Source organism: Bradyrhizobium sp. USDA 4354, assembly GCF_054060315.1.
This window is the reverse complement of sequence record NZ_JBSSDC010000001.1, coordinates 7,936,177-7,949,058: the sequence shown is the minus strand read 5'-3', so window position 1 is coordinate 7,949,058 and position 12,882 is coordinate 7,936,177. Positions and strand designations below refer to the sequence as shown.

General features: G+C 64.1%; 11 protein-coding genes. All 11 read left to right on the top strand.

The features are described 5' to 3' along the window. The first annotated feature begins 87 nt into the window (after positions 1-87). Positions 88-1,398: an ABC transporter substrate-binding protein gene (locus ACVIIV_RS36890; RefSeq protein WP_456748586.1), complete on the top strand. Its 1,311-nt coding sequence runs from the start codon at positions 88-90 to the stop codon at positions 1,396-1,398. Positions 1,399-1,413: 15 nt separating this feature from the next. Beyond that, a complete protein-coding gene (locus ACVIIV_RS36885; RefSeq protein WP_456748585.1) occupies positions 1,414-2,184 on the top strand; it encodes an ABC transporter ATP-binding protein in 771 nt (256 codons plus the stop codon). Further along, positions 2,184-2,888 carry an ABC transporter ATP-binding protein gene (locus tag ACVIIV_RS36880; protein ID WP_456748584.1) on the top strand — a complete coding sequence of 235 codons (705 nt, stop codon included), beginning with the start codon at positions 2,184-2,186 and terminating at the stop codon, positions 2,886-2,888. Before ACVIIV_RS36885 ends, ACVIIV_RS36880 begins: the two co-directional genes overlap by 1 nt. 6 nt (positions 2,889-2,894) lie before the next feature. Continuing rightward, positions 2,895-3,776: a branched-chain amino acid ABC transporter permease gene (locus ACVIIV_RS36875; RefSeq protein ID WP_456748583.1), complete on the top strand. Its 882-nt coding sequence runs from the start codon at positions 2,895-2,897 to the stop codon at positions 3,774-3,776. Further along, complete coding sequence (locus tag ACVIIV_RS36870; protein WP_456748582.1) at positions 3,773-4,792, top strand: branched-chain amino acid ABC transporter permease; 1,020 nt, start codon at positions 3,773-3,775, stop codon at positions 4,790-4,792. Before ACVIIV_RS36875 ends, ACVIIV_RS36870 begins: the two co-directional genes overlap by 4 nt. Then, positions 4,752-5,681: a polyphosphate kinase 2 family protein gene (locus ACVIIV_RS36865; RefSeq protein WP_456748581.1), complete on the top strand. Its 930-nt coding sequence runs from the start codon at positions 4,752-4,754 to the stop codon at positions 5,679-5,681. The genes ACVIIV_RS36870 and ACVIIV_RS36865 overlap by 41 nt, the downstream gene beginning before the upstream one ends. Next, positions 5,678-6,715 (top strand): patatin-like phospholipase family protein, encoded by a 1,038-nt coding sequence (locus ACVIIV_RS36860; RefSeq protein ID WP_456748580.1) that lies wholly within the window; start codon positions 5,678-5,680, stop codon positions 6,713-6,715. The genes ACVIIV_RS36865 and ACVIIV_RS36860 overlap by 4 nt, the downstream gene beginning before the upstream one ends. An 804-nt stretch (positions 6,716-7,519) precedes the next feature. Continuing rightward, positions 7,520-9,850 carry a mechanosensitive ion channel domain-containing protein gene (locus tag ACVIIV_RS36855; RefSeq protein ID WP_456748579.1) on the top strand — a complete coding sequence of 777 codons (2,331 nt, stop codon included), beginning with the start codon at positions 7,520-7,522 and terminating at the stop codon, positions 9,848-9,850. Between the two features lie 333 nt (positions 9,851-10,183). After that, a complete protein-coding gene (locus ACVIIV_RS36850) occupies positions 10,184-11,836 on the top strand; it encodes an NAD-dependent malic enzyme (protein WP_456748578.1) in 1,653 nt (550 codons plus the stop codon). 254 nt (positions 11,837-12,090) lie between these two features. Next, entirely contained in the window at positions 12,091-12,609 is a 519-nt protein-coding gene (locus ACVIIV_RS36845; RefSeq protein WP_456748577.1) for a septal ring lytic transglycosylase RlpA family protein, read from the top strand. Positions 12,610-12,712: 103 nt separating this feature from the next. Next, positions 12,713-12,868, top strand: a complete 156-nt coding sequence (locus ACVIIV_RS36840) for a hypothetical protein (RefSeq protein WP_164934324.1) — start codon at positions 12,713-12,715, stop codon at positions 12,866-12,868. Positions 12,869-12,882 lie beyond the last annotated feature (14 nt).

Below are 12,882 nucleotides of genomic sequence, written 5' to 3'. Positions count from 1 at the left end.
GCTTGACATCGCTTCGCGCAGCCCATGTGATGGGCGAAAAAGCAAGAGCAACAAGAATGCGATGCACAATCGTCCAGGGAGGTTTAGATGCGCCTGCGCATGGTTGCCCGTTTGGTACGTGGGCTGTTGGTCGCGATATCAGCGACGGGCTTGGCGGTGTCCGCCGAGGCCCAAGAGAAGAAGCTCAAGATCGGCGTCATCTATGATCTGACCGGCCCGCTCGCCGGCGGCGGTTCGGAGCTGCAATATACCGGCGCGAGGATCATGCTGGATCAGTACAGCGCGAAGAACGTCGAGGGCTACAAGATCGAGGCGATCTATGCCGATGCTCAGAGCAAGCCGGATGTCGCCATCAATGAAGCGATCCGTTTGATCGAGCAGGAAAAGGTCGACATGCTGCTCGGCTTCTTTTCCTCGGCGCAGTGCGTGCCGGTGGCAGCGCGCGTCGAGCAGCTGAAGAAGTTCATGTGGATCACGACCTGCATTTCTTCCGCGGTGCTGGAGAACAAGAACTACAAATACGTGTTTCGTCCGCAGGCCTCCGGCGATCAGTTCGGCATGATGACGATGGACTTCATCGCGCAGAACACGAAGGAAAAATTAGGCAAGGATCCGAAGGACCTGCGGGTCGCCATCATCCATGAGGACGGCGCCTACGGCGTCGACGTTGCCAAAGGCAATGAGGCCGGCGCCAAGAAGGCCGGTTTCAACATCGTGCTCAGGGAGGGCTATTCGGCGACGGCCCCGGATCTGTCTGCGCTGGTCACCAAGCTGAAGCGGGCCAAGCCGGACGTGATCTTCCACACCGGCTACAATCCCGATATCACCCTGTTGCTCCGGCAAGCCCGCGAACAGGGGCTGAAGTTCGGCGCATTGGTTGGACATGGCGCCGGCTACGGGGTCTATGAGAAGCTGAAGGAAGGCCTGGGCGCCGATGTAAACTACGTCTTCAACACCGATCCGATCTCGATCTGGCTCGCCAACCAGAAGAGCATGGATCCGAAGCTGCCGCCGATCATCAAGGCGGTTGGCGAGGAGTTCGACAAGCGCAAGCCGGGCGTCGCCATCCGTTCGGCCCATGTCGGCATGGCTGCGTCCAACACCTACTTGTTCCTGACCGACGTGCTGCCGCGAGCGATCAAGAAATACGGCGGCGTAGATCCCGACGCCCTGCGCAAGGCAGCGCTCGACACCGACATACCCGAAGGCGGCACCATGCTCGGCTTCGGCGTCAAATTCCACGGCGAGGGTTCGCCAATGGCCGGCCAGAACGAGCGCTCGTTCCCCGTCGTGATCCAGTACGTCGACGACAAGTCCTATGTGGTGTGGCCCAAGAGTCAGGCGCAGCGCGAGGCCGTGCTGCCGCTGCCCAAGGGCACCACCTACAGCAACCAGTAGCGTCGGAGAGCTTTGGTGTTGGAAGTCAGCGGGCTGGTGAAGCGGTTTGGCGGCTTCACCGCCGTGAACAACGTGTCGTTCAGGGTCGATCAGGGCGAGATCCTCGGCCTGATCGGGCCCAACGGCTCGGGCAAGAGCACGATCTTCAACATGCTCTCCGGCACGCTGGCGCCGACCTCCGGATCGATCCTGTTCGCCGGGCACGAGATCGCAGGCCTCGCGCCGCACCGGATCATCAACCGCGGCATTGGCCGCACCTTCCAGATTCCGCGTCCCTTCCGCCGCCTGAGCATCTTCGAGAACGTCGCGCTCGCCGGCTTCTACGGCCAGGGCCGCCACAGTCGCATCAAGGCCGAAGAAGCGGCCGAGCGGTCGCTGGCGATGGTCGGCCTGCCGACCGACCGCCACGCCAGCGTCGATGGCCTCGGCGCTGCCGGCCTCAAGAAGCTCGAGCTTGCCAAGGCGCTCGCCACCGCGCCGAAGCTGCTGCTCGCCGACGAGAGCCTCGGCGGTCTCGACGAGGCCGAGATGGACCAGGCGGCGGACATGCTGCGTAACATCCGCGACGAGCTCGGCATCACCATCATCTGGGTCGAGCACATCATGGGTGTGCTGATGCGTGTCGTCGATCGCGTCATGGTGCTCGATCACGGCGAGAAGATCTCCGAGGGGCTTCCCAGTGCCGTTGCCGGCGACCCACGCGTGATCGAGGTCTATCTCGGCACCGATGCCGAGACCACGCAGGCCGCGGCCGCCGAAGCGCGCCGCCGGGCGGGAGGCCAATGATGCTGGAGCTTCGCGGCGTCAATGCCGGCTACGGCACGTTCCAAGCGCTGTTCGACGTCAATCTCGAGGTGAAGGCCGGCGAGGCCGTCGGCGTCATCGGCCCCAACGGCGCCGGCAAGACCACCCTGATGCGCGTCATCTCCGGCCTGATCCGTCCCTCGCGCGGCGCGGTCAAGATGGAAGGCGTCGATGTCGTCGCGACCCCGGCGCACAAGATCGTCAGCCTCGGCATTGCGCATGTGCCGGAGAACCGCCGGCTGTTTCCGCAGCTCACGGTCGACGACAATCTCAAGATGGGCGCCTTCATGAAGGAGGCGCGGGGGCACTATGCCCAGCAGCTCGAGGTCGTGTTCGACCTGTTTCCGCGCCTGAAGGAGCGCCGCCATCAGATGGCCGGCACGATGTCCGGCGGCGAGCAGCAGATGTGCGCGATCGGCCGCGCAATGATGTCCAATCCAAAGCTGCTGCTGCTTGACGAGCCGTCGGCGGGCCTCGCGCCGGTCGTGGTGCAGCAGGTATTCGAGCTGGTGAAGCGGATCCGCGCCAGCGGCCTGACGGTGCTGATCGTCGAGCAGAACGTGCAGCAGGTGCTGAAAGTGGTCGATCGCGCCTATCTGATCGAGGCGGGCACGATCCGTGCGTCCGGCACCTCGGCCGAGATGCTGGCAAGCGACACGGTCAAGGAAGCGTATCTCGGGGTGTGAGGGGGCATGCAGGCATTTCTGGACGTCTTTGACATCTACCTGCTGGAGGCCGTCATCAACGGCATCCTGCTGGGCGGCGTGCTGGCGCTGCTTGCGCTCGGCCTCAACCTGATCTTCGGCGTCATCGACGTGACCTGGATCTGCTATGCCGAGCTTGTAATGATCGGCATGTATGCCATGTATTTCATAGTGCAGTATTATGGCGTCAGCTATTTCGTTGCCGCTCCGCTCACCATCCTGCTGGTCGCCTTGCTCGGCGCGGCGCTGCACTACCTCGTGATCGCGCCGCTACTGACCGCACCTCCGATCAACCAGCTGCTCGCGACCGGCGGCGTGCTGTTCGTGCTGCAGAGCTTTGCCACCGTCGCCTTCGGCATCGACTTCCGCAACCTCGGCATCCGCCTGCCGGTGCTCGCCTTCGGCGACATGAATTTCAGCTACGCGCGGCTGCTGTCCTTCGTTGCCGCGCTGGTCGGCATGGTCGCGGTCTATCTGTTCATGACGCGCACCTTCACCGGCACCGCGATCCGCGCCATCGCGCAGGATCGGCAGATCATGGCGCTGATGGGTGTCGATACCAAGCGTATCTATCTCATCACCTCCGCGCTCGGCGGTGCGCTGGCCGGGCTCGCGGCCTGCCTCCTGGTGCTGCAATATGACGTGCATCCCTTCGTGGGCCTCTCCTTCGGGCCGATCACCTTCCTGATCTGCGTGCTCGGGGGCCTCGGCAATTTCATCGGCGGCTTCATCGCCTCCTTCCTGTTCGCGGAGATCATCTCGCTCGGTGGCCTGTTCTCCGACCTCGAATGGGGCTATGTGCTCGCCTTTGCCTTTTTCATCGTCATGATGTTCATCCGGCCCGCGGGCCTGCTCGCGAGGCGCCGATGATGGGGCAGGGGCGGCTTACGGCATGGGGCCTGGGGTTGGCGGCACTGGTCGTGCTGCCCTTTGTCTATCGCGATCCATATCACCTGCACATTCTGGTGCTGATCCTGATCTGGTCGTTCGCCTACACCTCCTGGTCGATGATGGGCCGGTTTGGCCTCGTTTCGCTCGGCCATGGCGGCTTCATGGGGATCGGCGCCTATGTCACCGCCTTGCTGTGGAATCATCTTGGTCTGTCGCCCTGGATCGGCATTCCCATCAGCATGATCGCGGCCGGAGCACTGGCGCTGATCGTCGGCTATCCCTGCTTCCGCTTCCGCATCACCGGGCACTATTTCGTGCTGGTGACGCTGGCGCTGTCAGGCATCGTGCTCCAGGTCATCACCGCGACGCGCGACTACACCGGCGGCTCGCTCGGCTACACGCCGAACCGGACCTCGGGCAGCAAGCTGCTCGCGCTGCAATTCGATGACAAGACGACCTGGTACCTCATCGCGCTTGCGGTCTGGCTGTTCGGCATCGTGGTCTGGCACTGGGTCGACCGCAGCATGGCGCGCTATGCGCTGGAGGCGATCTCGGAGGACGAGGACGCCGCCGCCGCGGCCGGTGTCGACGTCACCGCCGAGAAGCTGAAGATCACGCTGCTCAGTGCCCTGATGACGGCGCTGGCCGGCGCGATCTACTGCCAGTACCAGATGTTCATCACGCCCGACACCGTCAGCGGCATCGCGGTGTCGCTGCAGATGGTGTTCGCTGCCATCGTGGGCGGCCTGTTCGTCTCGCTCGGCCCGACCGTCGGCGCCATCATCACGATTCTGCTCGCGGAGACCCTGCGCATCGGCTTCGGCACCAAGGCGGTCGGCTGGGACAACCTCGTCTACGGCGTGCTGCTCGTGCTTTTCATCATATTCCTTCCCAAGGGCATCCTTGGTAGCGTCCTCGACCGACTGAAGCCGCAACGCAAGGTGCCCCGCGCTCATGAGCAAGAAGCCGTCCAAATCGCTCGCCCAGGAGCTTGACCGCTACATCACGCCATTCCGCTACGATGGCTCGGGCAAGTTTCATCTCAAGGACCATAAGACCAACGAGAAGGGCGACCTCGACAAGGAGAAGGCGCAGGCGCTTCTCGACGCCAACAAGAAGCGGCTGATCGAGTTTCAGGAGAAGCTCTACGCCCAGGACCGCTGGTCCGTGCTGATCGTATTCCAGGCGATGGATGCCGGCGGCAAGGACAGCGCGATCAAGGCGATCTTCGAGGGCATCAATCCGCAGGGCTGCGAAGTCACGGCCTTCAAGGCGCCGAGCAGCAAGGAGCTCGATCATGATTTCCTCTGGCGTCATGTCGTCGCGCTGCCCGAGCGCGGCCATATCGGCATCTTCAACCGTTCCCATTACGAGGAATGCCTGGTGACGCGCGTGCACCCGGAGATCCTCGCCAAGGAGAAGCTGCCGCAACGGCTTGTCACCAAGAACATCTGGAAGGAGCGCTTCGAAGACATCTCCGCCTTCGAACGCTATCTCTGCCGCAACGGCACCGTGGTGCTGAAGTTCTTCCTCAACGTCTCCAAGGACGAGCAGCGCGAGCGCTTCCTCGACCGGCTGGAGGATCCGGCCAAGCAGTGGAAGTTCTCCATGGACGACATCAAGGAGCGCGCGCTGTGGCCGCGCTACCAGGCGGTCTACCAGGACATCGTCCGCCACACCGCGACCTCCCATGCGCCGTGGTACGTCGTGCCCGCCGATCACAAATGGTTCGCCCGCGTCGTGATCGGCTCGGTGATCAATGCAGCGCTCGAAAAGCTCGACCTGCGCTTCCCCCGCGCCGACAAGGCCTCGCTGGAGGAGTTCGAGCAAGTGCGCAAGGCACTGGAGAAAGAGGGGACGGGAGGCAAGAAGCAAGCCAAGTGACAGCCGACCGGATCGCCGACCGCAAGACCGTCAACTTCGCGCTCCAGGGCGGCGGCGCGCACGGCGCCTTCGTCTGGGGCGTACTCGACCAGGTGCTCGAAGATGGCAGGCTCGCGATCGAGGCGATCAGCGCGACCAGTGCCGGTGCCATGAATGCGGTGGCGGTGGCCTCCGGCATGGCGCAGGGAGGTGCGGAGGCCGCGCGGGAGAGCCTGCACGCATTCTGGTACGAAGTGTCGCGCATGGACATGGCGTACGACTTGATGTCGCCGCTGAACCAGTGGATCCAGGCCTTGAGGCTGCCGCCGGAATATCATCCGGTCCACGCCGTCATCCATACGCTGACGCACACGCTGCCGCCGAACCTGCTCAATCCCTTCAATTTCAATCCGCTCCGCGCGCTGCTGCAGCGCGTGGTCGATTTCGACCGGCTCAATTCCTCACCCGAGGCGCCGCAGCTGTTTCTCAACGCCACCAACGTCCGCACCGGAAAGATCAAGGTGTTCCAGAGCCCGCTTCTCACGGCGGAAACCGTGCTCGCCTCCGCCTGCCTGCCGCCTTACTTCCAGGCCGTCGAGATCGACGGCGAGCATTATTGGGACGGCGGCTATCTCGGCAATCCCGCGATCTATCCGTTGATCTACCGCAAGGGCAGTCATGACGTCATCATTGTGCAGGTCACGGCGATCCGGCGCAACGAGCTGCCGACCAGTGCAGCCGATGTCCTCCACCGCATCAACGAGATCAGCTTCAATTCGTCGTTGATGCGGGAGATGCGCGCGATCGCCTTCGCCACCCGGCTGATCGACGACGGCGAGCTCGACAGCGACAAGCATAGCCGCATGTACATGCATTGGATCGGCAACGATCTGCTGATGTCGCAGCTCGGCACGGCCACGCAGTTCCACCCCGAATGGAGCCTGTTGTGCCGCCTGCGCGATGAGGGCCGCGAGGCGGCGCGAAGCTGGCTGGCGCGAAACTTCGACCAGATCGGAAAGTCCTCGACGGTCGACCTGGCGGACATGTTTCTCTAGGCGGCCGAGCCGGCCCTGGACAAAAACCGCGAAAACAACCCCATGCACAGTAGCCGGGCATAGCGAAATCAATGGCTTGCAGGTCCGTCATTGTTGCTGCGGATTTTACGAAGCTCGTTTGACTCGTCGGGCAAAACAGGGGCATGATGTCACCATGCCCGCTGCCCCCGAACAGTTGCGACCCCACGCGGAAGCGCCTGCCATCGGCGGCTTGCTTCCAAGGAACTCGCGCCTTCAAATGTGATCTTTAGATCGTTGATCTTGCTTGACAGTTTTGTGTCCTAGGTGGAGCATCGCTAAGGTCGCAAACAAGCGACGCGCAACGTCCATCTCATGAGCAAGGGGAGGTCTATGACGCCACCTCCGCAAATCCAGCCGCTAAGTGCGATGGAGCTCGTTCGGACTATCGCATAGCGGCAAAACCGCGAACGGCACGCCGGGACAAGGTTTAGCGGGCTGCATCAGTGAGGCAAAGCCCCTACCGTCCCGGCGCTGTAATTTGCATCACACCGAGCGTGTCGGACGGCCGTGACGAGGCTGCCGCAACGAATTTCCCTAACATCCTGCTGTCCCCCTTTCTCCTCGCCGCCGTTCCGCAATGGCGTGGGAAATCTTTGGCGCATCACAGCATTTCGGTGATGCCGCCACGATCCTGCATTGCGGCAAATGCCAAGAGAATGTCGCCTCAAAGGCCAACTTCCGACACAGGCTAGGGGCGAATAACGGCCATCCGACATGACGCATGCGCTTCGGCGGTAACGGTCTCGACACCGCCGGCGCATGCATTTTTTTCAGGGACCCCTCGTGTCGCTTAAGCTTGCCGCGGCGCTCCTCGCCGCTCTCTTCCTCGCGATCGTCTCGTTCTCCGGCGTTCGCGCCGAGCCGGCTCGGCCGGCGACGAACAGTGCTGCCGCACTGTCGCCTGACGAGGCGAAGCGCGCGCTGGAAACCCTTCAGGACGACAAGAAGCGCGCGCAGATGATCGATACGCTCCGCGCGATTGCCAACGTGTCCGGTCCGCAGCAAGCGGCGCCCGAGCCAAAATCGCCGATCCCGCTCTCGGCCGACGGCCTCGGTGCGCAGCTCTTGCTCACGGTGTCGGAGGAAATCGCCGAGATCTCGAGCGAGATCGCCGGCATGGCGCGGACGCTCACGCACTTCCCGGCGTTCTATTACTGGATCATGCGGACCGCGAACGATCCCGCGGCCTATAACCTTCTGATCGAGATCGCCTGGAAGCTGGCGCTGGTGCTCGGGTGCGCCCTTGCAGCCGAGTGGGTGATCTTTCGCCTGATCCGCCGTCCGGTCGCGTTCCTGGAAGGACGCGTGCCGCAAACCGCGCACCTGCCGGCGCAGGTGCTGCCCATGGCCGATCCGCCGTCATCGGTGGCAGACGTCACTCCCGCACCCGAATTGAACAAGCGCCGTCACAGCCTCGCGCGGGTGTGGCAGGTCCTGTCTCGGCTGCCCTTCGTGCTGGGACGCCTCGTGCTCGAGCTGCTGCCGGTGGTCGTCTTCGTCGGCCTTGCCACGGCCCTGCTCGGGACGGAGATCGGCGAGCCCACGACCGTCCGCCTCGTGATCCTCGCGGTCGTCAACGCCTATGCGTTCTCGCGCGGTCTGATCTGCCTGATCCGTGCGCTGGCGGGACCGTTCGGCCTGTTTCCGGTGCGGGCCGAAACTGCGGCCTATGTCGAGATCTGGGCGCGCCGCATCGTCGGTGTCGGCGTCACCGGCATCGCCTTCGCCAATGTGGCGCTGCTGCTCGGCCTGCACCGCGCCGGCTATGCCGCCCTGCTGCGCATGGTGATGCTGGTCGTGCACCTCTTCATCGTCGTCATCATCCTGCAATGCCGCCGCCAGGTGGCCGACGCCATCCGGGCGCCGGCCGAGCGGCAGGGGATTGCAGCCCGTTTGCGTAACCGCATCGCCGGCGGCTGGCATTATCTTGCCATCTCGCTCGACCTAGCCCTGTGGGCGGTGTGGGCCCTCAACATCCGCAACGGTTATTCGCTGTTGCTGCAATATTTCGTCGGCACCATCGCGGTGGCGCTGGTCACGCGTGTCGTCACCATGGTGACGCTGAGCCTGATCGACCGCGGCTTCCGCATCAGGCCGGAGATCCTGCAGCGCTTTCCGGGCCTCGAGATCCGCGCCAACCGCTATCTGCCGCTGTTGCGCAGGATCGTGTCCAGCGTGATCGCCTTCATCGGCTTCGTGGCCGTGCTCGAAGTCTGGGGTGTCGACGCGATCGTCTGGTTCTATGGCGGCCAGATCGGCAGCCGCCTGATCTCGGCCGTGGTGACGATCGGCCTCGCCGCGTTCATCGCAGCCGCGATCTGGGAGGCCAGCAATGCGTTCCTGGATCGCCAGATCAATACGCTGTCCCGGGACGGCCATTATGCCCGTGCCGCGCGTCTGCGCACGTTCCAGCCGATGCTGCGCACGGCGCTGCTCTGCCTGATCGCAACCGTCGTCGGCCTCACCGCGCTGAGCGAGATCGGCGTCAATGTCGCGCCGCTGCTCGCGGGGGCCGGCATCGTCGGCATCGCGATCGGCTTCGGCTCGCAAAAGCTGGTGCAGGACCTCATCACCGGCCTGTTCCTGCTGCTGGAGAACACGGTCCAGGTCGGCGACAATGTCAGCGTGTCGGGGCTCTCCGGCGTCGTCGAGAACGTCTCGATCCGCACCATCCGCCTGCGCGCCGGCGACGGCGCCGTGCACATCGTGCCGTTCAGCGCGGTCACGACCATCACCAATGCCAGCCGCGGCGCCGGCAACGCCTCGGTCAGCGTCAACGTCGCCTACAAGGAAGACACCGACCGCGCCGGCCAGATTCTCAAGGACATCGTCGACGAGATGCGGCGCGAACCGGAATTCCGCGCACTGATCCGCGGCGACCTCGAGCTGTGGGGCGTCGACAAGGTGGACGGCGCAATGGTGTCGATCGTCGGCCAGATCCGTTGCACCGAGGCCGGGCGCTGGCCGGTCCAGCGCGAATTCAACCGGCGCATGAAGCTGCGCTTCCAGCAGAACGGTATCGAGGTCGCATCCGCCACCCAGACCATCTTGATGCACGTCGCGGCACCGGCGGATAGCGCCGCCAATCTGACGCCGCGGCGGGTGGCTGGATAGCGGCTCGGCAATCTTCCGTTTGCCTCGGCGCCCCCGGCTGCCCTAAAGGCGTTCCTGAAAATTGTGAGGCTCTTTCGTCATTCCGGGGCGCGATGAAGTCGCGAGCTATGGCGCGCGCCCCGGAATGACGAGGGGGAGAGAAAGGTCCGCTCCCACTCGCTCATGATGAGGAGCGAGAGCTTTGCGGCGCTAAGCTCTTGAACGACGGCGCTAGCACGACAATCTCGCTGCGGTGCGAGATCACAATCGCTGCACGAGTCCAACGTCCTTGATCTCCGGGGAGCGGTGGCCGACAATGGCTGCGGTTCAATGAGAAGCTTCTTGGGGGAATTCGTGAATAGACCTGCCCGGGTCATTGCCCAATCGACGTCGTCCAATACGCAGCAAGGCATGACGCTGCTGCGCGACCCCTTGCTCAACAAGGGGACTGCCTTCACGGAAGCGGAGCGCGAGACGCTCGGCCTGCGCGGCTTGTTGCCGCCCTGCGTGCTGACGATGGAGACGCAAGCCCAGCGTGTGCTCACCAATCTGCGCGCGCTGCCGACGGACCTCGAAAAATATGTCGCGTTGAACGCGCTGCATGACCGCAACGAGGCGTTGTTCTTCCGCGTCGTCGTCGACAATATCGACGAGATCCAGCCGATCATCTACACGCCGACGGTCGGCCTCGCCTGCCAGAAGTACGGCCTGATCTTCCAGCGGCCGCGCGGCATGTTCATCTCCTCGCGCGATCGCGGCCAGATCGCGGAGATCCTGAAGAACTGGCCTTATCCGGCCAAGCTGATCGTCGTCACCGACGGCGAGCGCATTCTTGGTCTCGGCGATCTCGGCGCCAACGGCATGGGCATTCCGGTCGGAAAACTCTCGCTCTATTCGGCCTGTGCCGGCATGCATCCGGAAGCGTGCCTGCCTGTTGTGCTCGATGTCGGCACCAATAACGAAGAGCTGTTGAACGATCCCTATTATGTCGGCCTGCGCGAGCGGCGGCTGACCGGGGAGGCCTATGACAGCTTCGTCGACGAGTTCATGCAAGCCGCGCGAAAAACGTTCCCGGGCGTGCTGATCCAGTTCGAGGATTTCGCCAACCATTCGGCGTTCAAGCTGCTGCACAAGTACCGGGATGAAGCCTGCGTCTTCAACGACGACATCCAGGGCACCGCGGCCGTTGCGCTCGCCGGACTGTTCTCGGCCTTGCGCGTTGGCGGCGGCAAGCTGAAGGACCAGAAGATCCTGTTCCTCGGGGCGGGCGAGGCGGCGACCGGCATCGCCGACCTCGTGGTCTCCGCCATGATGGCGGAAGGGACTTCCGAGGCGGAGGCGCTCCGGCGCAACTGGCTGGTGGATTCCCGCGGTCTCGTCGTCAGCGGCCGTGAAGGCCTCTCCGGCCACAAGCTCCGCTATGCCCACACCGACCAGGCGCCGATCGCCGACTTCCTCACCGCGATCAAGACGCTGAAGCCGACGGCGATCATCGGCGTCGCTGCGGTCGGCGGCGCTTTCACGCCCGAGGTGCTCAAGACGATGGCCGAGCTCAACGAGCAGCCGATCGTGTTTGCGCTCTCCAATCCGACCTCGAAGGCCGAGTGCTCGGCGGAGGATGCCTATCGCTACACCGAGGGCCGCGCGCTGTTCGCCTGCGGCAGCCCGTACGATCCGGTCACGCTCAGCGGCCGCAGCTTCGTGCCGCGCCAGGGCAATAACTCCTACATCTTCCCCGGTGTCGGTCTCGGCGTCATCGCCAGCGGCTCGCGCCTCGTGACCGACGAGATGTTCATGGCGGCGGCCCATACGCTCGCCGATTGCGTCGGCAAGGAGGACCTCGCACAAGGCAGCCTCTACCCGGCACTGCCGCGCATCCGCGAGGTCTCGATCCGCATCGCGGCGGCCGTTGCGGACGTTGCCTACCAACGTGGGCTCGCGGACGGGCCCGCACCCAACGACGTGAAGGCCCTGGTCCAATCCCAGATGTACGAGCCGCATTACTGAGCTACCAGGCCGATAGTTGATCGGCGCTAGAACGAAAATCCGGTCAGGCGCTCTCCAAGCTTCTGGTGGAGCGCCTGAATTTTCGTTGCCCCCGGGCTGGTTAGGGGACCGCCTGTCCCGATTCGGAACACGACACACTGTGGTGGAATCGTCACAGCTGATGCGAAAAGGCCGCGGCCCCAGAGCCGCTTTTGTTCCGACAAGGTTCTGCCCTCATTGCCCACCGAAAATCCGTCCCGTTCGGAGGGCGTACCATGTCTCGCATTGCACGTGCCGAAACTGCCCGGATTTCCCTCGCAACCTCGTGCCGGCTGCTGCTCGCCGCGGTCTTCGCAGCATCGCTCGCCGCCTGCGCGCAATCGCCGGTCGGGCGCCAGAAGGCCGATCTCGCCGGTACCAGTCGGCAGGCCGCGGTGGAGCGCCCGCACAGGGTGGCGGCGCTGCATCCACGCCCGATCAGCCGGGCGCGCGCCCCGGACCGTGACGCAAAGCAGACGGCTTCGCATGGCGTCGCCAGCTTCTATTCGGATACGGAGACCGCGAGCGGCGAGAAGTTCGACAAGAACGAGTTGACGGCGGCGCATCCCACCCTGCCGTTCGGCACCAAGCTGCGCGTCACCGATACCTCCTCCGGCCGCTTCGTCACCGTCAGGGTCAACGATCGCGGGCCCTTTGTTCGCGGACGCGTGGTCGATATCACGCCTTCCGCGGCCGAGGCGCTCGGCATGGTCGACAAGGGCATCACCAATGTCAGGCTCGAGGTCGTGCAATAGGGCGCGACTCGTCGCGCCGATGCGGTGCGCTTAACCGGCTGTTAGCGGCTTCTCAAGCACCATAGCTGCCCACACAATTCCGGGCTTTCGGGGGAGGCGGCGCTTGAACACGATCCAGTATCTCGAAGATCAGGCCGCGCGCGCCGAGCGGCTCGCCAAACGGATCACGGATACGCTGACGATCGAGAAGCTCCTGACCTTCGCGGGCGAACGCCGCCGCGAGATCGAGGTCATCGCCGGCAAGCACCGCCGCGCTTAGCTCTGGCGAACCCT